The sequence below is a fragment of the Paenibacillus lutimineralis genome, assembly GCF_003991425.1.
Lineage (GTDB): Bacteria > Bacillota > Bacilli > Paenibacillales > Paenibacillaceae > Fontibacillus > Fontibacillus lutimineralis.
The window spans coordinates 1,078,203-1,101,666 of sequence record NZ_CP034346.1; the positions used below are offsets into that span (position 1 = coordinate 1,078,203).

Consider the following 23,464-nt stretch of genomic DNA (forward strand, 5'->3'; position numbering starts at 1 on the left):
AGAAAATGAGCAAAACTAAAAAAATTCTTATCGCCGTTTCCTTCCTTGTGTTGGTATTTTCTCTCGTCAGTGTTGCGAGAACTCTCCTGCGGGATTATGCTGAGCAGAAGAAAATCGAAGAGCTGGCAATAGCTTGGGAGGAAGAGTCGGACAAAGGCGGAGGGGATGCATTCCCCTCCCTTTTGTTCAATAAGGGGAATGAGCCGGTCTTGCTTCCCGAATTTCGAGAGCTTTACGAGAGGAACTCCGACATCGTCGGTTGGCTAAAGATTGACGGCACCCGAATTGAGTATCCGGTTATGCAGAATCCTCAGGATGCGGAGTACTATCTCAATCATGATTTCGATAAAAAGGAAAACAAAGGGGGTCTCCCCTTTTTAGACGCGCATAGCCGGGCCAACGGTTCGGACATTTTGCTGATTCACGGACATCACATGAAAAGCGGCTGGATGTTTAAAGACTTAATGAAGTATAAGAACGAAAGTTTTTATAAAGAGCATGCTACGTTCCAGTTCAGCTCGCTTTATGAAAAGGAAGAGTATGAGATTGTTTCTGTTATCCTCTCAGAGGTTTATCGCAAATCGGACGACGTTTTTAAATACTACCAGATTGAAAATATAAATACGCCCGCCGAATTCGATTCGTATGTTCAGAACATCAAAAAACTTGCTCTTTATGATACGGGGGTAACAGCCCAGTATGGCGACAAGCTTATTGTACTTTCCACATGCGAGTACTCGACCGAAAACGGCCGGTTAGCGGTGGTCGCTCGAAAGCGTTAATGGCAATGGGGAAACACGGGAAACAAGCTGCTTCATATCGCGTCCTCCTCTGGAGGGCGCGATTTTTTTATAGATATAGCTTTTTCTGTGGAAATATTTAAGCCCCAATTATAATGGCTTTTAATTTCTCCATTCCTTTTGCTAAGGGGCGGTTATTTTTATTGGGTACGATAAACGATCCGAAAGGTAAGCATAAGTTATAGAATGAATTGCCGCATAATCAATGTTCTTTATTTTTTCTTTAGATTTCACATTTATAATATGTTGAGATTGACTAACCAGACTTTTTCTTCATTGTATAATTAAGGAAGAGAGGTATCAATGTGACAAATATTATTATGGAAGTAAAGCAGATCACGAAGAACATCGGTAAGAGACCAATTATTCATGAATCTTCATTTCAATTGGAACAAGGAAAGATATATGGCTTTATAGGACCTAATGGAGCTGGCAAAACAACAGTGATGCGTATCATGACTGGATTGATTCAACCGACAAGTGGGGAGGTTCGGATTGATTCGTACAGCGTAAAAACTCAACGTCAGCAAGCAATCGCAAGAGTTGGAGCTATTATAGAATCACCAGTATTTTTCGAGTATATGACTGGTAGACAGGTGCTGCGGAATTTATCCCGACTTCATCCAACAATAAAGTCAAACCAAAGGGAAGAACATATTGAAAAGTTGTTAACAACAGTAGGTCTGGAAAAAAGAGGTGACGATAAAGTACGAACATATTCTTTAGGGATGAAACAAAGACTAGGAATTGCTCAGTCTATGCTCGGTAGTCCCAAACTGTTGTTGCTTGATGAACCTTCTAATGGACTTGATCCTATAGGAATGAGAGAACTTAGGGATATTATATTTAAATTGAGAGAGTCCGAAAATCTGGCCTTTTTTATTTCCAGTCATCTGCTTGATGAACTGCAGCAAATGTGTGATGAACTTATTATAATTCGTGAAGGCTCAATAATTTTGAAGGGACCAAAGGAAGATATAGTTAAGGAAGGTCAAAGACTCGAGGATGCCTTTTTGGAGTTGGTCCAATGATGAATGCATTAACATTAAGTGAGCTGGAACGTTTGTTGAAAAATAAATGGATATGGTGTTTGCTTGTATGCACACCAATACTTGCTTATGTTGCAGGGAACTATCTCCTTGATAGCTCTAATGTGATATCCGCTGGCTTGTTTATGGTTGAAGGTCTTCAAGTGAATTTATATTTGATGTGTAATATAGCAGTTGCTGCTATTGTTGGTGCTGTATTTACAGAGGAATATCGTGGAGGCCAGTTACGGCTTTTGTTTTTACGTTCGTACTCCAGAGCTAATATTTTTTTTAGTAAATTAATAGTGATTAATATTATGATCGTGGTTTTATTGATTGTAATGGCAATTTCGTTAAGTATTATAGGGCTTGTTCAATTTCCACATGAAGGTGAGAATCAGATTTCTTTAGTACTTACAATAAAAATTATTGCTCCGTATTATTTCATGGCCTATTTAACTTTGATGGGAATATCATGCCTCTTTTCTTATATGGCGCTTATTAGCAAGAATGTGAGCTTTATGCTGGGTCTTTGCGTGGGTTATGTTCTAGTAACATTGTTATTTGACGGACTGTATTTATATTTTGCGAATTTATTCGAAAGTGGATCACTTATACATGAATTGGTGGCTTACGCTTTAATTCCGTACATGCAACATACAGGTCTCTATTCTGCACTAAATGGGAATATTCACTCCATTTCAGCGATGGCTATAATTCTGGTGTTTTATATGTTTGTTTTCGTATGGTCTGCCTATCGTCGATTTGTGATAGATGATTATTTATATTAGGAGGTAGCATATGTTTGGAGCATGGGTCAGTGAAATGGAACGAATATGGAAAAGTAAATCAATGCTGATTCTATATTTCATTTTTATAGCTTTATTAGCAGCCAATATATGGGGAGGGGTACTAAACGGTTCAGGAACCCTCCGATTTGGTGAAGGTAAAATTGAGCTTAACAGTCTTACTGTGCCTTGGTATATGATGGACGGGATCTCTTTGCTACTCACCCTTGTTGTACTACCCGTAATTTACGTAAATCAGTTAAGTGGCGAGATCCATTCTGGAGCTTACCGGTTATATGTGTTGCGTCCATTCCCTCGGTATCAGATTTGGCTAAGCAAGCTATTGGCTTTGGCTGCTACAACGATAATGTTAATCGGATTTACATTTATTTTAGTTATGGCAGCTTCATGGTTACTATTTCCTAGAGCGGATATGATGACATTGTATGGTTCAAATGAATCCGTTCACGTATCTAAAGCTATTTTATACAATTTTAATTTTTATGTATTGTTTGCTCTTGTAAGTATATCTAAATTAATGTTCTGTAGTGCGGTTTGTTTATTTATTTCAAGACCTCTTATATCCTTTGTCACCATTTTTATACTCTCTTTTCTTCTATATTTCAAAATTGCGGTTAATTTAGTTATTTTAGCAGATCCTTTTCAGAAATTATTACTGACACTAAGACCAGAAGGTTACCCGCAGTTTTGGATTTATTCGCTAGGGACACTTATCGTTTGCGCGCTCATAAGCTTTGTGAAGTGGCAGAGAAAAATGGTTTGATTCTAATATCGTATCATGACAGGCAAAGCAGGTGTTCTAAGGGTTAAAAGACACGTGTGCTGAAGGATGAAGGATTCGTACGGTGGAAAAAAGGCCAGTGGATATGTTTTTGTGGATGGTTCATGTGGAACGGTGGCTTTGTTGGTGAGGGATGTAACATAAAACATCTAAAAAGAACGCCAAGGGACTTTTTTCCTTGGCGTCTTCTGTATCGAATTATCGATATCGTTATCAGGGGAAATACCGTGCTTGTTTTGTACATACGCATTGGAAGATCGATTTTCCGCGATCCACTGGTTCCCTGGCTTCATACATGTTAAAAAGTCTTTAGACACAATGCTGGGCGGCATGGGCCCGCTAACGAATTCTACTGGATTTGAGTATGGAGATGGTTCAGAATAGAGACAGGGAACTTGACTATCTATTAAGCAATTCGTATCAGACAATAAGCCCGCGGACTCGGGTGACGCTGGTGTTTCTGACATTATGAGGCTTTTGAAACTAAGGAGGTAGTGCTATGGAAAAAAATCTGTTGGAACAGTTAACACTTTGGCATGACAATGATGAATTTGAAAAAATAGTAGGCAAAATCGCAGAAATTCCCGAACAGGAAAGAGATTACGATGTAGTCAGCCATTTGGCGAGAGCATTAAACAATCTGGACCGTTACGAAGAAGCATTGCAGCAGCTTTGGACGATCAAAACAGAAGGCGAGCATGACCCTCTTTGGCATTTTCGTGTTGGTTATGCCTACTACTCCCTATCACAATATGAGGATGCAGTAAACGCATTCGAAATGGCGAATAAACTGGATCCCGAGGATGAAGATGCTGAGATGCTTTTGAAATGGAGCCGCCACGAGATTGACATCATAACAAACCCTCAGGAGAATTCGATGGCTGTGCAACCAAATGCAATTGCTTCAGTGAAGAATGATACTCTGGCGAATGAACTCAACAATTTTAAAGAAAGAATCAAACCGTTTCAGTTCATAGAGCATGATAGCGGCAATGTGTCCATGATTTTGAATGTTGGTGTTTATAAAGATGAGGTTTTTCAGACACGGGCTGACGAGGGATTTGAAGGCAATGGTTACGATTGGGAATCCTTGGCAGTGGTCTTTCTTGTGGAAAAAATGCCTCATCTAGAAGATAGCGTACATTTTGACCCGGAAGCCGATATGTTCTGCGCTTATTCAGACCATAGAGAGGCTTTGCAAAAATTTGCGATTGGGTTTAAAGATGCTTGCGAGGATGACGCCGTAATCAGGGATTTATTCTCCCGCGCTGAATTGGATTGATTCAAGGGCAAAATGTATGGGCTAAATTGACAATGATTGGTGGTGTTTGCTATTCATAAAATTAGCAGGCAAAAGACTGTAGAGGGTACTCGAATTCCAGGCATTATCAATAACATGCAGTACTTCTACATTAATCTTGATGTATACGAAGATGGAATGATTAATTGTTGGGAATTAGTGGATTTGGAAGGCTTAAAAGAAAAACTTGAAATTGGTTGGCTTGTGCCAAGCATCCCTCATGGAGAAAATATATCCATTCATGGGTTAGGAGAATACGAAATTATAACTGGCTCGTGGAATTATAATAAGAACAGTTATTATGAGTACATAAAGGAAACGATTGAGCGCCTTAATCCTAATTTGAGTAATATATACACCATTTCAGAAGAAGAAAAAAAGTTATTGGAACAGCGGAGAATATCTTATTCGCCGGAAGCCAAGGATTTTTATGTGAAAAGCGAATTATTTTATCAAACAGTTAACGGGAACGGTTTCCCAATCTTCATGAGGCATGAGAGTTGCTGCTATTTAGCGAATCTAGTGGTTTATCAAGACGGGTGCGTGAAAGTGTATCATTCAGGACGCGAGCTGGATTATGAAATCGAAGAAGTTCAAGAAATGTTTCATGATGGTACGTTTTTAACGGAATTTAAGACACCCACAAAGATTATTATTGATGATTTTGCAGAGGTTACGCTTGGAAAAGCCATATACTATACTGATCCTGAAGAAAAATATAAGGAACTTTTGGATATTCATTCGAAACTGAATGGAAAGAAAACATCATTAGAAAAATGCAGGGAAGCCTATTATAGTTATCTTGAATATCCCTCTGATTATGCAAGGGAGAAGCTTAAAGAACTGTACGAACTTATTCCAGAGCATGAAAGAATGTATTTAGGCGACATGGATAGTAAAGATGCCGATTATATAAGAATCATTTATTATCCAGAAGACAAAAGAGAAGTCTAGTCGAATAATAGACCGCAATCCTCTGTCAGAGGGCGGTCTATTTGCGTTTATGGAATCGGTAATGATTTTCAACATATCGGGACTGTAGGGGGGGCCCTTGACTGAAGCACATGCGATCTCGGGCACTAACAGCAATTTCCGATTCTGAACCGCGTGGACGATGTGCTGATTCAGCTATCGGGTTATGGCCAAAATTATGGTATGATAGACCTTCACCCAAGGGCAATACTTTAACTCTAGAAATTTGGTTATTTCAAATCAAACCAGCCTGGCACTATAGGTGTCATTGCCATAAAACTGCCGCGAAATACTGGTAATCAGGCTTAGAGAACATAGGAGGATACATGTCCTGGAGCAAATTAAAGCAACAACTGGAGAGCTTTCTCTCTCCTGCGTTAAATGGAAGGGTCGAATACCGGGCAACCGGTTATCGTTATCTACCTGATAAATCCGGAATTTGTTATCTTGCCGTAGATAAAAAGAACGTACTTAATATGAGCGATACAACTGGCTCAATCCGATGGTATCAGACGGAGCAGGAAATTAAGAATGATCCGGATATCCAAATTCCTATCAACCATGATGAAATTGAAGCGATCAGAGAGGATACCAAGGGGACCGTTCCCGAGGATCGTCTTAAAGTCATTGCAAGAAGCAGAAAAATTTCAGAACTTGCAAAAGAGCTTTTGTCAGCACAGACCGCATTAAGTAAATCCAATTTTGTCGTAGTAGCTACTACGTTTTTATCGATTTCTATAGATGAAAGCTTGGAGAGTAATGATATCTTATTGAATATTTTAGCTTTAGTGGATAGACGAGTTGGCAAAAAGCGAATTTTAAACATGGCTGAGAAGATGAAGTTAAAGCATCCCATTGTGCAGTATTTTTATGAACTACGACGCAGTACGTTCTGAAAATGAACTTGCATTGACGGGTCACATCGTTCTAGGAGTGCTTTCACTGAAACATTTGGACACCAATGGGGCTGCATCGATATTAATATGGGTTGTCTTGTAGCGAATGTAGCAGAGAATGGGAAGGGAAGCAGCCTGATCTGCCGTCCCGAAATTGCAGTGGATATTATCCAGGCCGCCAAAGCCGGGGGACTGCCCGTAAGTGTAAAAACAAGCCTCGGTTTTAGTAGCGTAGACGAATGGCGCGACTGGTTAAGCAAGGATCATGATGAGGTAGATGAACGGTGCTAAAATCGATCAAGGTCAACAGATTGCCAAGCAATACTGGAATAACTAAATTCGGATATGCATCATCTTGAGCTAAAAGGGATGACTCAAAGGGCCGCTTATGGACACCTAGAGGCATCTCTTTTTGTATGCAGCGTTTTGCCCCGTTCAAAAGCAGAAACCCCGATATGCAGCATCGAAAAGGAGAAGCCTTCGCTTATGAAGAAGTTATATACTTCCAGGAGAGCTTGTGCAAATCGATTTCGGAGAAATTTTAATCGGTTATATGAACATGATGGGAGAGGAAATGATGACATATAACAATGATCTGATGAACAAAGAGCAATTGCTCATGGAGCTGGACTCGTTGGGTTATTCAGGCAGGATGAAGCGGATGGCGCTTCTGGGACGCCACCATAAAGGAGATGCGGATTATTCCGCGCTGCTCGTATCCTTGCTCGAAAGCGGCACCGCCTATGAGGCGCATTTGGCATTGACTGGTGCGTGTGTAGTAAATGATGCTCGTGCGGTTTTGTTTGCCCTGAAGCATTCTAAGGCAGGAGTTAGGGTCCGGGCAGCTGGATTACTGCCAGAAGTGGTGACAGATCCGGACTTTTCGGTTGAATCCGAAATCGCTCTGATGTCGTATCATTGCCGACGCCAATTGCTGCGGAGCATCTTGAATACATATCGTCAGGATTGGGCGGAACGTCTGTTGCCGCTCGTGCTTGACCGGTGGGGGGCACAAGAAGCGTCCTTATTATTGGCCGTGTGCAGTGAAGAGACGGTTCTCAGCAGGCTTCCTGAGCTGGGGTATGCGTTACGCAATTGGCGGCTCCTAACGAAGTACTATCCCGATCCTGTTGCAGCGTATTTCAAGAATGCTTTGCAGAACGCAACGCATCAGGAAAAGGCCAATATATGGTGGACGTTCTCATCGGCGATTGAAGTACTGAGTGTTACAAGACCGGCGATCGTGTTGGAATGTGCGCTTACGCTTGGGCCGACAGATATGATTCATCCTGTACTCAAGCAGCAATTGGGCATTCTGATTCAGGCCAGCCCTGAGGACGTATTCGAACTGCTGACACGTGAGGAGACACGAGAATATCTTTTGAATCATGGCGTTCCGGCAGGCGTTTTGAAAAAGAGAAAATATTTTACCACAGCGCAGTGGACCACACTGGCTACATTACTCGCAGATCAGCCTGTGCATCTAGCCAAGGTGCTGGATACCCTTGCGCCGTCTTGTCGCGAAGCGATGTTTGATGCCGCTTATAAGGAAGACGGGCGGAAGACACGCATTTTCTCTATGCCGCTACTGGATGTACTACCGCATCGACTGCGTGACAAGGAAGCTGCCCGCATGCTGGAACTTCGCGACATTTGTGATCATCGGGATGACATGCTCGAAACGACGGCGCGCCGTTTAATTGTTAACGCCAGGGAGAAGCTGGAGCAAGCCGTTCAGGTGTCCAATGCGGATGAGCGTGCTACGGCCTATGCCCACCTCGTTCGGAGTACAGCGCTATCCCGAAGCGGAATGGATGAGACGCTGCGCTTCCTGATTAGAATCAAGAACGACCAGGATCCGGTTCGCTGGCAAGTTATGGTCGAGCTCTCAAACTGTCCTGCTCCAATGTTTAAGGAAGAGCATGTGAATGATCTGACTGTGCTGGTGGATAGCGTGGTTGAAGCCAGGGACACTTCGTACGGGACAAGGTCCGCCACGGAGAAACTGGCTTTTGCCATACTGCGTGAAAATGCATTGGAGCCGAAGGGCGATCTATTCAAGTTCGCTTTGAGAACGTTTGGAAGATTGACGATGCGGGATGGTCAGTTTGCGTTGTTCTCCATGGATTGGGATAGCATACCAAGTTCTGCACTGGAAGCGTTGTTTGATGAGATTTATGCCTTTGGTGTAGAAGCGAACAAGCGCGAAAACGTAAGTGTGGTCCTGCGTATGGCTGATTTGTTCGGAAAAGCCGTGGATCGATTGCCGAAGCTTCAGCTGCTGCTGGAGGAACTGCTGAAGGCTAAAACGGTATCGCCGCAGGCGGTCCATTATTGGCTGGCACCGTATGGAACCCGGGATGCGAGGGTTAGAGAACTGCTGGACAGAGACCCATCCTTCATCTCATTCCACGACGTATTTATACATCTGCATCTGAAGCGTCAGGAGTGGTTGGACCCGTTCATCTCGGGGAAAATCATCAAAGGCAAGCATTTATCGGGAAAAACGATTTACGTTGTGCCCGCCTATAATGGGTTTCACCGGTGGCTGCCGCGCCAGCAAAAGGCATTAGCTTCCCTCTTGGAACGGGTGGCATTGGATGCCAAACGAAGTTTCCATGAACGTGCAGCGGCGATGCGGAGCTTGGCAGTCATGCCGGATTATTGCTCCGATCAACTGGAGGTCCTGCTACGGGATCAGGAAGTGCATGTCGTCGAGGCAGCCCTTTACGCATTTTCGTTATGGGAAGAGCCGGAGAAGGCACTTCCTGTATTGCTGGGCAACCTGGATGGAGACCGTGCTCGGGTCGCCATGTACTCGATCCCCAGATGCATGCGCAGGGTGAGCCCGGTCTTGTTGACGTCCATGCTGTCGGACCTGCTGAATCGGGAAAAATTGAAAATCACGGTCAGAAAGGAGGCCATTCGGCTGCTTGGAGCTTATAAAAGCAGCGAGAGCATGGCGATTCTTATCCGTGAATACGAGAAACCGAATGTACACAAAGATGTGATGATCGCCATAGGTCATGCTGCCAGACAATGGCTCGATGATGAACGCAGCTGGACCATGATAAGTGCCATGGCTGCTTCTCCGCAGCGTGATATCGCAAGAAGCCTACTTAACCAGTATTCTGGTGGACTTCCCGTGGAGGCCAGGCCAAGGTATTTGCAATTGATTATCGAGATTGCAGGACATGCCGATGCTGTTGTGGCAAGAGAGGCTTTCCAAGCCATGAGCCTTTGGGTGAATGGAAGTGAGGAGAAGGTAGCGGCTTCCACCAGCAGAACGATTCTTGATTTGGAGGATAACACCAGATGGAAGGCCGCGTTGGATACTCTCATTGTGGCTAGTCGTGACGGGAAGGTGAATGATTGGGTCATCGGCGTTTGCACACAGTTGGCCGACACGGAGACGAAGGCCGAATGGAATGCTGCACCGGAGAGAGACCTTCCAGAGCGACAGCGTCTGGTGGCATTGATAGACAAGCTGACCTCTTTGCCTCCAAATGCAAGGCGGGTACTCATTCCTTTATATACGGGCATGATCGATGCTCTTAAATCCAAAGAAACCCTGAGATCAGCCGCGATCAAGTTATATCTAGCGATTGTTGAATGGAACCACGCGGATCAGGCAGCGCTGCATTTGGACCCTGTGATTCAAATGGTGGACACGCATCCACATCTGTTGGATTACTCCTACAGACAGATCGCTCGGGCAGCAAATGCCAGCCAGGCGTATTGGAGACCGGAGGCGATTCTGGACCTGGTGGACAATTTGAGAGATCAGAAGCCGTTTGCGGCCCAATATATCGGGCTTTCTTTGCTGAAGGTTGCGGGAACATCATTATTGTGGAACCAGGCTTGTACCGACCGTCTAAGAGCGTACCGGAATCATGAGCATGAGGCGATTCGTCTGGCGGCACTGGATATTTGGACCGTTCTTGAATAGAAGGGCTGTTTGCAAACGGCAGAATGGTTTGAACTGGACAATGTACAATTCTTTTGCCGATTTTTTCATAAACATCAAAGGTTGTTTGAATGAAGATATTCGAGTTTCCAGAAGAGGTATCCTTCGAGTAAGGATATCTCTTTTTGGTATGGGTTCCCACAAGGAAATTCCTCGACTCCGGTATTCAAATATGCAACAATAGAAGATCAGGTGCACAGGAGAATTGACCCTAGGCACAGCAATGCAAGCCGTAAGATCGCTAATAAATTTACGTTCCAATAATTTATATATATCTAAGGAGCTGCCAAATCCGATATGAACAAAAAAGAAGTCGCACATATACGCAAGCAGTTTAAGCTGGATAATCATTTGATGAATATTTACGATATTCTTAACGTGTACATTATGAAGGAAACGAACGAAATCTATCACTGGGAGCGGAATCCCTTTGAGTTAGTGGACCGGGAGAAGCAGGAACTGTACATGGGTAATTTCAAAAAGCTGCTGACCGGTGAATTGGATCATAAGCTGTTCGAGCTCAAGTTTCAGGAGGAAGCGGAAGATCAGAAAGACCCTTCACGGGTGCTGCTTCACCAAGCTATGCAGACGGGAGACCCGGAGGAATGGCAGGATTTGATGCTGCTGCTCGTAGACAAAATGATGGCGGACACGACGTATGAACGGGATACGGTCATTACGTTCGTACGCGGACAATACTACCGGCCGACCAAGGCAAGGAATGAGGAAGCCGAGGAGACAGGGAATGACGAAGTGTTCGGACATCCGTTCATTCTATGCAGCGTGAACTCTACGGAAAAGCAGCGGAAGGCTCTCTTGTTCGACTATGTGGAGAGAGAGTTTAAGTACAATATCATTGTAGATCCGATTATCAAGCTCAGCACACCGGAGCAAGGGTTCTTTTATCCCAGTGTGACGGACAATTATTCCGACGTGAACCGGGTTCTCTATTGTACGGGGAAATCGAATGATCCGAATGAGCGGTTCATCTCTGAGGTCTTGAATGCGCAGCGATCTGTGACGGCAATGGAAGAGCGAGGGATCTTTGAAGACATCGTGAAGGAAGTGGCTGGTGAACAGCTGGACTCAGCCACGATCGCACACGTGTACGAGGAGATTCATCATGTGATTGAATCCCACCAGGATGAAGAGGAACCTGCGAAGCTGGATTATACCGATGTGGAGCGCGTGCTGACCGCAAGCGGGATAGACAATGTAACAAAGGAAGCCGTGGAACGGGCGTTTGAGACTATCGTTGACGATAAGAACTATGAACTGAAGGCGAACAGCGTGATCCCGAAATTCACATCAAAATCGATCAAGATCGATACCAAGGTAGCCACGATTACTGTCAGCCCGCAGGATTTAAGGTATGTGAAGCAGGTGAATTATCAAGGGAGACGATGCATCCTGATTGAGGTCGACGAGGATGCCGTCATCGAAGGCTTTACGCTTAGTACAGAAACGCTATTATAGACTCGTTCATCTATTGTAAAATAATGTGAAGTATGTTTATCCAATATTGAGGAATTACTATTTCCGGAAAAATGGGACTGCGATAATCGTCGCGGCAAAATAGTGATAGTTACTGACAAATATAGAAAACGGAGAAGGATGTATCATGACCAAACATCGGATTTTTACAACGAGTGTCGCAAGTGTCTATCCCCATTATGTCACGAAAGCGGAGAGGAAAGGACGTACGAAAGCAGAAGTCGATGAAATCATCCGTTGGTTGACAGGGTATAGCCAGGAAGAGTTTGAAGTGCAACTGGAAAAAAAGACTGACTTTGAGACTTTCTTTGCGGATGCTCCCCAACTAAACCCTTCGCGTAATTTGATCAAAGGTGTGGTCTGCGGTGTCCGAGTGGAAGACATCGAAGAACCAACGATGCAGGAAATTCGCTATTTGGATAAGCTGATCGATGAGTTAGCAAAGGGGAAGACAATGGAGAAGATTTTGCGGAAATAGTATAACAGAAAGAACTATTTGGATCTGAAAGTTTATAGTATGAGGGGACGTAGGAAACTACGTCCTTTTCTATGTCATAAAGGAATTTACCCGTATATTTTGTTTTATTACAAATAAGTAAGGATGATGTAAGTTATATAGATCGTAAGATTTTACGTAGAAAATTATAATCGATAAAGAACGAACGAGGAGGAGAGACAAAGAAAAGGAGATAAATGATATATGCAAAAAATGAAGCTTAACGGATTTCAAATTAAATTAATCATGGCGTGTTTAATGGTCTTGGACCATATCACTTATTCTATACCAGAAAATTGGGTAATGATCTTTCATGTTGTTACAAGAGTAGTCGGAGTATGGTTTGCATATACCGCTGTGGAAGGCTTTATGCATACAAGCAATCTGAGAAAGTATTCTACGAGATTGTTTTCATGGGCAGCCGTTATGTTTGCAGGCAACTATTTACTGACCTTCATGTTTGAAGATCGCGGTATTGCAATTCAGAACAATATCTTTTTAACTCTGGCCATCGGTGTATTAATGCTAACTGCACTAAGCCGAATTAATAATAAAATATGGGGTTTTACATGTTCCGTTGTTTTAATAGTGGTTGGAATTTTAATAGCCGAAGGCGGTATGGTAATCCTGCCGTTTATGCTTATAACCTATTTCACCTACGGTAAAAACAAATTCAGAAACATCGGTTATTTATGTCTTTCGCTTGTTTTGTTCTTGATGTCATTTGTAAATTACGGAAATGTCTTAACGACAATAAAAATGCTGGCATTTAATTCGGACTTTATGTTTATCTTCGTTATTCCGTTTTTGTATATGTATGATGGCAAAAGAGGGAGCAACTCTAAATTTGCGAAGTATTTCTTCTATGTCTTCTATCCGGCTCATTTATGGATAATCACAACAATTGCTTACATCGGTTCTAAATAACACCTTTTCATTTGGGATTTGCTTTACTAGCCACACTATTTTCTAATCTAATATTTTGACATCTTGCTGTCATATTCCATATCTCTATATCCTGTAAACGGCCTGTGATATATTAACTAAAAATTGATCACAGAGGAGAAGTGGAACGCTTATGCATACGGTAATCAACCCTAAAATTCTTTACTTTGGTACTTCTGTTGTGCTTATCAGTACTATGAACGAAGACGGTACGCCAAATTTGGCTCCAATGTCTTCAGCCTGGTGACTTAATCAATCTTGTATGCTCGGGTTAAGCAGCAAGTCTCAGACAGTTCAGAATTTGATCCGTGAAGGCGAATGTGTACTCAATCTTCCGTCCGTTGATTTAATTCCTGCCATTGATCGGTTGACTCTATTAACGGGTCGAAATCCGGTGCCAGAATCCAAAGCAATGAGAGGTTATAAGTACGAAGCAGATAAGTTCGGTATCGCAGGGCTAACTCCTCTTCCTTCACAACTAGTTCAAGCACCGCGCGTCAAAGAATGCCCCGTTCATTTAGAAGCCAAGTTTGTGAAATTACATCCATTCGAAGAACCAAGTTCTCTTGTCGCTATTGAAGTACGCATTGAAAAAGTTCATATAGAAGATTACCTTCTAATGGATGCGAACTCGAACTATGTGGATCCTTCTAAATGGAATCCAATGATCATGAATTTTTGTGAATATTTTGGCCTCAGTGAACAGTTGTCTGTATCAAAATTAGCACCAGTATTCGGACCGGATTCCGTATAATAGAGTTGTAATTGATTGGAATCCATGCTGTTCTAATCTTATCGATAAATATGGTGTGTTCTGGTGGATAGCCATTTAATTAAAGAAGGCAGGTAATTAGTGATCATGAGACAGGATTTTTCAAATGTTACAGATGAACAGCTTGCTCAGTTGTTTCCCATTTTGCTTGAAGAACATAATCCAGAATGGAAAGAGTATTTCCTCAAAGAAAAAGATCATTTGCAGTCCATCTTTGGGGATAAAATGGTTAGAATCAATCACATTGGAAGTTCTGCAGTTGATGGACTTATTGCGAAGCCAACCGTTGACATTCTGATTGAGGTGGAAGTAGATACCGATATACAGAGCATAACAGAAACGATGCTAGAGGCAGGTTATGTCGTCAATACACCCGAGAGTGACATTATAATGTATATAAAGGGTTATACCCCTAATGGTTTTTGTGGGCAGGCTGTTCATATTCATGTCCGACATAGTGGGGATTGGGGCGAACTGTATTTTCGAGATTATTTGAATACTCACCCAGAAGTAGCGGCAGAATATGTTGAACTCAAGATTCTTCTAAAAGAGCAGTATCAACACGACAGAGACGGATACACGCAGGCAAAAGGAGAGTTTGTTCAGAAATATACGGACATAGCAAGAAAGGAGTATGGCGTAAGGTATCAGCCATAAAATCTGGAATAGTACGTAAGATCTTTAAAGTTTATTAGGAAGAATGAGCGACGAAAAAGTAATTGGAATATTTTATGTGTTGTAATGAGTGAGCCAGCGTGGTACATTATATATCCGGTCGTTAATTTGAAGCATTGTTGGACAGCTTCTGAAAAAGAAATTAAAAAATAATACTTGTAATTACGAATCGGATATGATATATTATAAGAGTTGCTGCTGAGAACGCGGCGACACTGAAAACGAAGTTGATCTTTGAAAACTGAACAACGAGTGAGCGGGTTTCACGTCAAGTGAAATCTAAGAAATAAGTCAGATTCAAAATGAGCTAATCGCTCTTTCAATGAAACACTTTATTGGAGAGTTTGATCCTGGCTCAGGACGAACGCTGGCGGCGTGCCTAATACATGCAAGTCGAGCGGACTTGATGGAGAGCTTGCTCTCCTGATGGTTAGCGGCGGACGGGTGAGTAACACGTAGGTAACCTGCCTGTAAGACTGGGATAACTAGCGGAAACGTTAGCTAATACCGGATAATTTATTTTCTCGCATGGGGAGATAATGAAAGACGGAGCAATCTGTCACTTACAGATGGACCTGCGGCGCATTAGCTAGTTGGTGGGGTAACGGCTCACCAAGGCGACGATGCGTAGCCGACCTGAGAGGGTGAACGGCCACACTGGGACTGAGACACGGCCCAGACTCCTACGGGAGGCAGCAGTAGGGAATCTTCCGCAATGGACGAAAGTCTGACGGAGCAACGCCGCGTGAGTGATGAAGGTTTTCGGATCGTAAAGCTCTGTTGCCAGGGAAGAACGTCCGGTAGAGTAACTGCTATCGGAGTGACGGTACCTGAGAAGAAAGCCCCGGCTAACTACGTGCCAGCAGCCGCGGTAATACGTAGGGGGCAAGCGTTGTCCGGAATTATTGGGCGTAAAGCGCGCGCAGGCGGCTATTTAAGTCTGGTGTTTAATCCTAAGGCTCAACCTTAGGTCGCATTGGAAACTGGGTAGCTTGAGTGCAGAAGAGGAGAGTGGAATTCCACGTGTAGCGGTGAAATGCGTAGAGATGTGGAGGAACACCAGTGGCGAAGGCGACTCTCTGGGCTGTAACTGACGCTGAGGCGCGAAAGCGTGGGGAGCAAACAGGATTAGATACCCTGGTAGTCCACGCCGTAAACGATGAATGCTAGGTGTTAGGGGTTTCGATACCCTTGGTGCCGAAGTTAACACATTAAGCATTCCGCCTGGGGAGTACGGTCGCAAGACTGAAACTCAAAGGAATTGACGGGGACCCGCACAAGCAGTGGAGTATGTGGTTTAATTCGAAGCAACGCGAAGAACCTTACCAGGTCTTGACATCTGAATGTAACACCTAGAGATAGGTGCCCTCTTCGGAGCATTCAAGACAGGTGGTGCATGGTTGTCGTCAGCTCGTGTCGTGAGATGTTGGGTTAAGTCCCGCAACGAGCGCAACCCTTGATTTTAGTTGCCAGCACTTCGGGTGGGCACTCTAGAATGACTGCCGGTGACAAACCGGAGGAAGGCGGGGATGACGTCAAATCATCATGCCCCTTATGACCTGGGCTACACACGTACTACAATGGCTGGTACAACGGGAAGCAAAGCCGCGAGGTGGAGCGAATCCTAAAAAGCCAGTCTCAGTTCGGATTGCAGGCTGCAACTCGCCTGCATGAAGTCGGAATTGCTAGTAATCGCGGATCAGCATGCCGCGGTGAATACGTTCCCGGGTCTTGTACACACCGCCCGTCACACCACGAGAGTTTACAACACCCGAAGTCGGTGAGGTAACCGCAAGGAGCCAGCCGCCGAAGGTGGGGTAGATGATTGGGGTGAAGTCGTAACAAGGTAGCCGTATCGGAAGGTGCGGCTGGATCACCTCCTTTCTATGGAGAATCGTTCTCTGCAACGAGAACATTCAAAAGTCTTCAGGAACTATGCTTCCGAAGCAAGCTTTACTTCGTAAAGCTCTTAGCTCACTCGTTGGTCAGTTTTGAGAGTTCAACTCTCAACTTGACAGAAATTTCAAACGTCACTTGCGTGATCGTTTTAAATTTTGTCTTTGATCCTTGAAAACTGGATATACGAAACGAAATTTGCGTTTTAGAAACATTCCTTTAAGCTGAACTTGTGTCAAAACAAGTTTATAGATTAGTGGTTTGATATTTTCCCTTTGGGAAAAATCATGGTTAAGCTACTAAGAGCACACGGAGGATGCCTAGGCACTAGGAGCCGAAGAAGGACGTGGCGAACAACGATACTGCCTCGGGGAGCTGTAAGCAAGCGTCGATCCGAGGATGTCCGAATGGGGAAACCCGGCTGGATTAATCTCCAGTCACTCATATCTGAATACATAGGGTATGAAGAGGCATACCAGGGGAACTGAAACATCTAAGTACCCTGAGGAAGAGAAAACAATAGTGATTCCGTCAGTAGCGGCGAGCGAACGCGGAACAGCCCAAACCAGGGAGCTTGCTCTCTGGGGTTGTAGGACGTCTCACATGGAGTTACCAAGGATTAGGGTAGGCGAAGAGGTCTGGAAAGGCCCGCTAAAAGAGGTAAAAGCCCTGTAACCGAAATTCTAATCCCTCCGAGACGGATCCTGAGTAGTGCGGGGCACGTGAAACCCCGTATGAATCCGGCAGGACCATCTGCCAAGGCTAAATACTCCCTAGTGACCGATAGTGAAGCAGTACCGTGAGGGAAAGGTGAAAAGCACCCCGGAAGGGGAGTGAAATAGATCCTGAAACCGTGTGCTTACAAGAAGTCAGAGTCCTCTATATGGATGATGGCGTGCCTTTTGTAGAATGAACCGGCGAGTTACGTTTGCAAGCAAGGTTAAGTTGAGAAGACGGAGCCGCAGCGAAAGCGAGTCTGAATAGGGCGACTAAGTTTGTAGGCGTAGACCCGAAACCGTGTGATCTACCCCTGTCCAGGGTGAAGGTGCGGTAACACGCACTGGAGGCCCGAACCCACGTACGTTGAAAAGTGCGGGGATGAGGTGGGGGTAGCGGAGAAATTCCAATCGAACTCGGAGATAGCTGGTTCTCCCCGAAATAGCTTTAGGGCTAGCCTCGGAAAGAAGAGTCGTGGAGGTAGAGCACTGATTGGGTGCGGGGCCCGCCAAGGGTTACCAAGCTCAGTCAAACTCCGAATGCCATAGACTTATTATCCGGGAGTCAGACAGTGAGTGCTAAGATCCATTGTCAAAAGGGAAACAGCCCAGACCATCAGCTAAGGTCCCCAAGTGTGTGTTAAGTGGGAAAGGATGTGGAGTTGCACAGACAACCAGGATGTTGGCTTAGAAGCAGCCACCATTTAAAGAGTGCGTAATAGCTCACTGGTCGAGTGACTCTGCGCCGAAAATGTAACGGGGCTAAACACACCACCGAAGCTATGGCTTGATACTTATGTATCAGGGGTAGGGGAGCGTTGTATGCGGATTGAAGTTGGACCGGAAGGACTGGTGGACTGCATACAAGTGAGAATGCCGGTATGAGTAACGAAAAGATCAGTGAGAATCTGATCCGCCGAAAGCCCAAGGTTTCCTGAGGAAGGTTCGTCCGCTCAGGGTAAGTCGGGACCTAAGGCGAGGCCGAAAGGCGTAGTCGAAGGACAACAGGTTGAAATTCCTGTACCACCGTAAACCGCTATGAGCAATGGGGTGACGCAGGAGGGTAGTGACGCGAGCTGATGGATGCTCGTCCAAGCAGTGAGGCTGATGTGTAGGCAAATCCGCACATCGTTAAGGCTGGGCTGTGATGGGGAGGGAAAATTTATAGTACCGAAGGTCATGATCTCACACTGCCAAGAAAAGCCTCTAGCCAGGTGAAGGTGCCCGTACCGCAAACCGACACAGGTAGGCGAGAAGAGAATTCTAAGGCGCGCGGAAGAACTCTCGTTAAGGAACTCGGCAAAATGACCCCGTAACTTAGGGAGAAGGGGTGCCCCGGTAGTGTGAATAGCACGAGGGGGCCGCAGTGAAAAGGCCCAAGCGACTGTTTAGCAAAAACACAGGTCTGTGCGAAGCCGCAAGGCGAAGTATACGGGCTGACGCCTGCCCGGTGCTGGAAGGTTAAGGGGAGTGGTTAGGGATTTATCCCGAAGCTATGAACCGAAGCCCCAGTAAACGGCGGCCGTAACTATAACGGTCCTAAGGTAGCGAAATTCCTTGTCAGGTAAATTCTGACCCGCACGAATGGCGTAACGACTTGGGCGCTGTCTCAACGAGAGATCCGGTGAAATTTTAATACCTGTGAAGATGCAGGTTACCCGCGACAAGACGGAAAGACCCCATGGAGCTTTACTGCAGCTTGATATTGGACTTTGATACGATTTGTACAGGATAGGTGGGAGCCTAGGAATCCGGAGCGCCAGCTTCGGTGGAGGCGCCGTTGGGATACCACCCTGATCGTGTCGGAGTTCTAACCTAGTACCGTGATCCGGTGCGGGGACAGTGTCAGGCGGGCAGTTTGACTGGGGCGGTCGCCTCCTAAAGAGTAACGGAGGCGCCCCAAGGTTCCCTCAGAATGGTTGGAAATCATTCGAAGAGTGCAAAGGCAAAAGGGAGCTTGACTGCGAGACTGACAAGTCGAGCAGGGACGAAAGTCGGGCTTAGTGATCCGGTGGTACCGCATGGAAGGGCCATCGCTCAACGGATAAAAGCTACCCTGGGGATAACAGGCTTATCTCCCCCAAGAGTCCACATCGACGGGGAGGTTTGGCACCTCGATGTCGGCTCATCGCATCCTGGGGCTGAAGTAGGTCCCAAGGGTTGGGCTGTTCGCCCATTAAAGCGGTACGCGAGCTGGGTTCAGAACGTCGTGAGACAGTTCGGTCCCTATCTGTCGTGGGCGTAGGAAATTTGAGAGGAGCTGTCCTTAGTACGAGAGGACCGGGATGGACGCACCGCTGGTGCACCAGTTGTTCCGCCAGGAGCATAGCTGGGTAGCTAAGTGCGGAAGGGATAAGCGCTGAAAGCATCTAAGCGTGAAGCCCCCCTCAAGATGAGATTTCCCAATTAGTAAGACCCCTTGAAGACGACGAGGTTGATAGGCCTGAGGTGGAAGTGCAGCAATGTATGGAGCTGACAGGTACTAATCGGTCGAGGGCTTATCCAAAAATCTAAAATGCAAATGAGTTTCGTATCCAGTTTTCAGGGAGCAAACCTGTATATTGAGTGATTCAAGTGATTACTTAATAGAAGATTGCTTTCAGCATTTGGCGATGCTGATGCCTGAACCAAGACGCATAACCTTTTAATAAGGGATTGCAGGATTTCGAGAAGCAAAAGCTTCGACAAATCACGTTTGGTGGCGATGGCGGAGGGGTTCCACACGTACCCATCCCGAACACGACCGTTAAGCCCTCTAGCGCCGATGGTACTTGGACCGAAGGGTCCTGGGAGAGTAGGAAGCCGCCAAGCGAAACCCCTTTGGGGGATTTTTTTTCGCCAGTATATTTATACATACTATTCGTGGAATCGTGTTCCTTAATGAGGGCCCTTAGCTCAGTTGGTTAGAGCGCACCCCTGATAAGGGTGAGGTCGGTGGTTCGAGTCCACTAGGGCCCATTTGATATCAGTATGGGGCCATAGCTCAGCTGGGAGAGCGCCTGCCTTGCAAGCAGGAGGTCAGCGGTTCGATCCCGCTTGGCTCCACCAATGTTCCCTGATAGCTCAGTTGGTAGAGCACTCGACTGTTAATCGAGTTGTCACAGGTTCGAGTCCTGTTCGGGGAGTTAATTCCCCAGAAAGTGAAGAATTACTGTTAATTCTATTACTTTCTGGGGAACCTAAATACATGGAGAGGTGTCCGAGTTGGCCGAAGGAGCACGATTGGAAATCGTGTAGGCGTCACAAGCGTCTCGAGGGTTCGAATCCCTCTCTCTCCGCCATAATTATCTTTATATACTTTATTACATGGCCCGTTGGTCAAGGGGTTAAGACACCTCCCTTTCACGGAGGTAACAGGGGTTCGAATCCCCTACGGGTCACCATGTATGGAGGCTTAGCTCAGCTGGGAGAGCATCTGCCTTACAAGCAGAGGGTCAGCGGTTCGATCCCGTTAGCCTCCACCATATAATTGACGCGGGGTGGAGCAGTCCGGTAGCTCGTCGGGCTCATAACCCGAAGGTCGTAGGTTCAAATCCTGCCCCCGCAATTAGCTTCAATCTTAACAACTCAATTAACAATATTATGGCGGTCGTGGCGAAGGGGTTAACGCACCGGATTGTGGCTCCGGCACTCGTGGGTTCAAGTCCCATCGATCGCCCCATTTAATCTTATTGGGGATTAGCCAAGCGGTAAGGCAACGGACTTTGACTCCGTCACTCATAGGTTCGAATCCTATATCCCCAGCCATTTTATGAGCCATTAGCTCAGTTGGTAGAGCACCTGACTTTTAATCAGGGTGTCGAAGGTTCGAGTCCTTCATGGCTCACCAGTATTCTCTTAGAGAATATAGTGTGAATGTGCGCGTGTGGCGGAATTGGCAGACGCACTAGACTTAGGATCTAGCGTCTTTGACGTGGGGGTTCAAGTCCCTCCACGCGCACCATACTTGCGGACGTGGCTCAGCGGTAGAGCATCGCCTTGCCAAGGCGAGGGTCGCGGGTTCGATTCCCGTCGTCCGCTCCATTTGCGCCCTTAGCTCAGCTGGATAGAGCGTTTGACTACGAATCAAAAGGTCAGGAGTTCGAATCTCTTAGGGCGCGCCATTTCAATTAAATAACAGTATTTTTCACGGGATGTAGCTCAGCTTGGTAGAGCACCTGGTTTGGGACCAGGGGGTCGCATGTTCGAATCGTGTCATCCCGACCATCATTTTGCGGGTGTAGTTCAATGGTAGAACTCCAGCCTTCCAAGCTGGTAGCGTGGGTTCGATTCCCATCACCCGCTTTAGAAACCCTTGGTGTACAAGGGTTTTTTATTTGCGCAAAAATTCTGATCGTTCATAAGAAAATCCCACCGATCCATTAAGGTCAGTGGGATTTTAGTTTATTCATTAGCAATTGCCATCAGTGCTGGTGGTCATGTTGGTGGTGTCCAGAAGCTTCAGCCTTCACGGTACACAGAATCGAATTGTCATGTCGATGGGCAGAAGTCTCTAATTGAATTGTCATATGGTGAATGTTCTTGTGTTCAAGGTCATGTTCGATTTGACGGAGCAATCGCTCACTGTCAGCAATGGACATTTGATCATCTACAACTGCGTGGCAGGAAAGTGCATTTAACCCGCTTGTAATCGACCAGACGTGTAAGTCGTGAACACTATGGACACCTTTTGTATTTTGGATTGTTTGAATCACTTCGTTCATATCTACATTTTGTGGAGTTCCTTCCATCAGGACATGGAGTCCGGATTTCATAACATAGTAACCGCTGCGTAATACGAGTGCGGCAACAATGACACTTGCGAGTGGATCTGCCCAGCCCCAACCAAAGAACATGATCAGCAGGGCTGCGATAATCGCACCAACGGAACCAAGCATATCACTAATCACATGCAAGTATGCTCCGCGCATATTCAAGTTCTCTTCCACATCCCCACTGCGCATCATAAACCACGCAACAAAAATATTGACCAGTAAGCCGATTGAAGAGATGATTAACATTCCGCTTGAAGCAACTTCAGGTGGATTTTGAAAACGCTGAATTGCCTCATAAAAAATATAGATCGCAATTAATACGAGTGTCACCCCGTTAAGAACCGCTGCTAATATTTCAAATCGTTTGTATCCATATGTTTTATTATAGTTAGCGACCTTCCCACCAAGTGTAAAAGCCAATAGGGCAACACCAAGTGATATGGAGTCACTTAACATATGACCTGCATCAGATAATAACGCAAGGCTGTTGGTAATGAATCCTCCAAAAGCCTCAACAATCATATAGCCTGTAATAATAATAAAACTTATCAGTAATGTCTTTTTATTTGCACCATGTGTATGGTCATGTCCATGATCGTGTCCCATTGTATATCTCCCCTATATTAAAGATGTGCAGCATGCTCAATTGCCTTCTCCAGTAAATTCATAACGTGATCGTCATCTTCTGAATAATACAAAGTAGTGCCTGCTCTTCTAAACTTGACCAATCTTAAATTTTTCAAAAAACGTAATTGGTGGGAAACACTCGATTGGCTTAAATTTAGTATCTCCGCAATATCATTGACAGAATGCTCCCCTTTACATAATAAATGCAAAATGCGAATTCTTGTTGGGTCGCTCAACGCTTTGAATGTTTGCGAAACGACAAATAACGTTTCTTCATCCAAATCTTGCGTTCCGTCATTAAATGCCTCTTTGTATTTCTGCTCTTCACTCATTTATTACACCCCTCTATAAGGATAATCAGATGTATATGAACATATACTCATATTGTCATACATAGATTATAATACTCTCTACAGAATGTCAATCAGAAAGTTCCACATCCATTTCAGTCTTGCCGTTTCCCGAAGATAAATACATGATCAAAGGCCCTGAGTTAGCTACTAGAATTCACCTCTTACATTCTATTTTTTTCAAAT

The 23,464-nt window shown here is 45.0% G+C and carries 14 protein-coding genes, 15 tRNA genes, 3 rRNA genes and 2 pseudogenes; 32 read left to right on the top strand and 2 right to left on the bottom strand.

What is annotated here, in order from left to right; all coding sequences use genetic code 11:
• The first annotated feature begins 5 nt into the window (after positions 1-5).
• The 32 genes and pseudogenes from EI981_RS04530 (at position 6) to EI981_RS04690 (ending at position 21,831) form a co-directional block, all read left to right on the top strand.
• Positions 6-782: a class B sortase gene (locus tag EI981_RS04530; RefSeq protein WP_126995844.1), complete on the top strand. Its 777-nt coding sequence runs from the start codon at positions 6-8 to the stop codon at positions 780-782.
• 323 nt (positions 783-1,105) lie between these two features.
• Complete coding sequence (locus tag EI981_RS04535; protein ID WP_126995846.1) at positions 1,106-1,831, top strand: ABC transporter ATP-binding protein; 726 nt, start codon at positions 1,106-1,108, stop codon at positions 1,829-1,831.
• Positions 1,828-2,619, top strand: coding sequence for an ABC transporter permease (locus tag EI981_RS04540; RefSeq protein ID WP_126995848.1), 792 nt, complete (start codon positions 1,828-1,830; stop codon positions 2,617-2,619). The genes EI981_RS04535 and EI981_RS04540 overlap by 4 nt, the downstream gene beginning before the upstream one ends.
• Positions 2,620-2,629: 10 nt before the next feature.
• Entirely contained in the window at positions 2,630-3,400 is a 771-nt protein-coding gene (locus EI981_RS04545; protein WP_126995850.1) for an ABC transporter permease, read from the top strand.
• Positions 3,401-3,917: 517 nt separating this feature from the next.
• On the top strand, positions 3,918-4,700 hold the full coding sequence (locus EI981_RS04550; RefSeq protein ID WP_126995852.1) for an immunity 51 family protein: 783 nt from the start codon (positions 3,918-3,920) through the stop codon (positions 4,698-4,700).
• Positions 4,701-4,751: 51 nt separating this feature from the next.
• Complete coding sequence (locus tag EI981_RS04555) at positions 4,752-5,672, top strand: DUF7638 domain-containing protein (RefSeq protein WP_127004356.1); 921 nt, start codon at positions 4,752-4,754, stop codon at positions 5,670-5,672.
• Positions 5,673-6,016: 344 nt separating this feature from the next.
• Complete coding sequence (locus EI981_RS04560; protein ID WP_126995854.1) at positions 6,017-6,586, top strand: SF0329 family protein; 570 nt, start codon at positions 6,017-6,019, stop codon at positions 6,584-6,586.
• A gap of 75 nt (positions 6,587-6,661) precedes the next feature.
• Positions 6,662-6,844: pseudogene (locus EI981_RS04565) on the top strand (tRNA-dihydrouridine synthase); the annotation flags it as partial.
• Between the two features lie 259 nt (positions 6,845-7,103).
• Positions 7,104-10,535, top strand: coding sequence for a HEAT repeat domain-containing protein (locus EI981_RS04570; protein ID WP_227011691.1), 3,432 nt, complete (start codon positions 7,104-7,106; stop codon positions 10,533-10,535).
• Between the two features lie 315 nt (positions 10,536-10,850).
• Positions 10,851-12,029, top strand: a complete 1,179-nt coding sequence (locus EI981_RS04580) for a DUF4317 domain-containing protein (RefSeq protein ID WP_126995856.1) — start codon at positions 10,851-10,853, stop codon at positions 12,027-12,029.
• Positions 12,030-12,174: 145 nt separating this feature from the next.
• Entirely contained in the window at positions 12,175-12,525 is a 351-nt protein-coding gene (locus EI981_RS04585) for a DUF2200 domain-containing protein (protein WP_126995858.1), read from the top strand.
• 222 nt (positions 12,526-12,747) lie between these two features.
• On the top strand, positions 12,748-13,470 hold the full coding sequence (locus EI981_RS04590) for a TraX family protein (protein WP_126995860.1): 723 nt from the start codon (positions 12,748-12,750) through the stop codon (positions 13,468-13,470).
• Between the two features lie 151 nt (positions 13,471-13,621).
• Positions 13,622-14,242: pseudogene (locus EI981_RS04595) on the top strand (flavin reductase family protein).
• A gap of 105 nt (positions 14,243-14,347) precedes the next feature.
• On the top strand, positions 14,348-14,917 hold the full coding sequence (locus EI981_RS04600) for a GrpB family protein (RefSeq protein ID WP_127004360.1): 570 nt from the start codon (positions 14,348-14,350) through the stop codon (positions 14,915-14,917).
• A 350-nt stretch (positions 14,918-15,267) separates the two neighbouring features.
• Positions 15,268-16,819 (top strand): 16S ribosomal RNA (locus tag EI981_RS04605).
• A gap of 301 nt (positions 16,820-17,120) precedes the next feature.
• Positions 17,121-20,053 (top strand): 23S ribosomal RNA (locus EI981_RS04610).
• Between the two features lie 188 nt (positions 20,054-20,241).
• A 5S ribosomal RNA gene (gene rrf, locus EI981_RS04615) occupies positions 20,242-20,358 on the top strand.
• Together the 16S, 23S and 5S rRNA genes with 15 tRNA genes alongside form the textbook arrangement of a ribosomal RNA operon.
• A 73-nt stretch (positions 20,359-20,431) precedes the next feature.
• Positions 20,432-20,505 (top strand) — tRNA-Ile (locus tag EI981_RS04620).
• 14 nt (positions 20,506-20,519) lie between these two features.
• Positions 20,520-20,595 (top strand) — tRNA-Ala (locus EI981_RS04625).
• Between the two features lie 4 nt (positions 20,596-20,599).
• Positions 20,600-20,672 (top strand) — tRNA-Asn (locus tag EI981_RS04630).
• Positions 20,673-20,736: 64 nt separating this feature from the next.
• Positions 20,737-20,828: transfer RNA gene (locus EI981_RS04635), tRNA-Ser, on the top strand.
• A 27-nt stretch (positions 20,829-20,855) separates the two neighbouring features.
• A tRNA-Glu gene (locus EI981_RS04640) sits at positions 20,856-20,930 on the top strand.
• Between the two features lie 5 nt (positions 20,931-20,935).
• Positions 20,936-21,011, top strand: a tRNA-Val gene (locus EI981_RS04645).
• Between the two features lie 9 nt (positions 21,012-21,020).
• Positions 21,021-21,094, top strand: a tRNA-Met gene (locus EI981_RS04650).
• 38 nt (positions 21,095-21,132) lie between these two features.
• Positions 21,133-21,208 (top strand) — tRNA-His (locus tag EI981_RS04655).
• An 11-nt stretch (positions 21,209-21,219) separates the two neighbouring features.
• Positions 21,220-21,294, top strand: a tRNA-Gln gene (locus tag EI981_RS04660).
• 6 nt (positions 21,295-21,300) lie between these two features.
• A tRNA-Lys gene (locus tag EI981_RS04665) sits at positions 21,301-21,376 on the top strand.
• A gap of 30 nt (positions 21,377-21,406) precedes the next feature.
• Positions 21,407-21,490, top strand: a tRNA-Leu gene (locus tag EI981_RS04670).
• Between the two features lie 5 nt (positions 21,491-21,495).
• Positions 21,496-21,570, top strand: a tRNA-Gly gene (locus tag EI981_RS04675).
• A 3-nt stretch (positions 21,571-21,573) separates the two neighbouring features.
• Positions 21,574-21,650, top strand: a tRNA-Arg gene (locus EI981_RS04680).
• 26 nt (positions 21,651-21,676) lie between these two features.
• Positions 21,677-21,753: transfer RNA gene (locus tag EI981_RS04685), tRNA-Pro, on the top strand.
• 7 nt (positions 21,754-21,760) lie between these two features.
• Positions 21,761-21,831, top strand: a tRNA-Gly gene (locus EI981_RS04690).
• A 119-nt stretch (positions 21,832-21,950) separates the two neighbouring features.
• Here the strand turns inward: EI981_RS04690 and EI981_RS04695 are convergent.
• Together EI981_RS04695 and EI981_RS04700 are read right to left on the bottom strand one after the other, a co-directional pair.
• Positions 21,951-22,907, bottom strand: a complete 957-nt coding sequence (locus EI981_RS04695; protein ID WP_126995862.1) for a cation diffusion facilitator family transporter — start codon at positions 22,905-22,907, stop codon at positions 21,951-21,953.
• 17 nt (positions 22,908-22,924) lie between these two features.
• Positions 22,925-23,260 (bottom strand): ArsR/SmtB family transcription factor, encoded by a 336-nt coding sequence (locus tag EI981_RS04700; RefSeq protein ID WP_126995864.1) that lies wholly within the window; start codon positions 23,258-23,260, stop codon positions 22,925-22,927.
• Between the last annotated feature and the right edge of the window lie 204 nt (positions 23,261-23,464).

What these genes read in the sequence shown, in the direction of transcription:
- EI981_RS04530 (WP_126995844.1), top strand. Translation starts at nt 6, where the DNA reads ATGAGCAAAACTAAAAAAATTCTTATCGCCGTTTCCTTCCTTGTGTTG.
- EI981_RS04540 (WP_126995848.1), top strand. Translation starts at nt 1,828, where the DNA reads ATGATGAATGCATTAACATTAAGTGAGCTGGAACGTTTGTTGAAAAAT.
- EI981_RS04545 (WP_126995850.1), top strand. Translation starts at nt 2,630, where the DNA reads ATGTTTGGAGCATGGGTCAGTGAAATGGAACGAATATGGAAAAGTAAA.
- EI981_RS04550 (WP_126995852.1), top strand. Translation starts at nt 3,918, where the DNA reads ATGGAAAAAAATCTGTTGGAACAGTTAACACTTTGGCATGACAATGAT.
- EI981_RS04560 (WP_126995854.1), top strand. Translation starts at nt 6,017, where the DNA reads ATGTCCTGGAGCAAATTAAAGCAACAACTGGAGAGCTTTCTCTCTCCT.
- EI981_RS04580 (WP_126995856.1), top strand. Translation starts at nt 10,851, where the DNA reads ATGAACAAAAAAGAAGTCGCACATATACGCAAGCAGTTTAAGCTGGAT.
- EI981_RS04585 (WP_126995858.1), top strand. Translation starts at nt 12,175, where the DNA reads ATGACCAAACATCGGATTTTTACAACGAGTGTCGCAAGTGTCTATCCC.
- EI981_RS04590 (WP_126995860.1), top strand. Translation starts at nt 12,748, where the DNA reads ATGCAAAAAATGAAGCTTAACGGATTTCAAATTAAATTAATCATGGCG.
- EI981_RS04600 (WP_127004360.1), top strand. Translation starts at nt 14,348, where the DNA reads ATGAGACAGGATTTTTCAAATGTTACAGATGAACAGCTTGCTCAGTTG.
- EI981_RS04695 (WP_126995862.1), bottom strand. Translation starts at nt 22,907, where the DNA reads ATGGGACACGATCATGGACATGACCATACACATGGTGCAAATAAAAAG.
- EI981_RS04700 (WP_126995864.1), bottom strand. Translation starts at nt 23,260, where the DNA reads ATGAGTGAAGAGCAGAAATACAAAGAGGCATTTAATGACGGAACGCAA.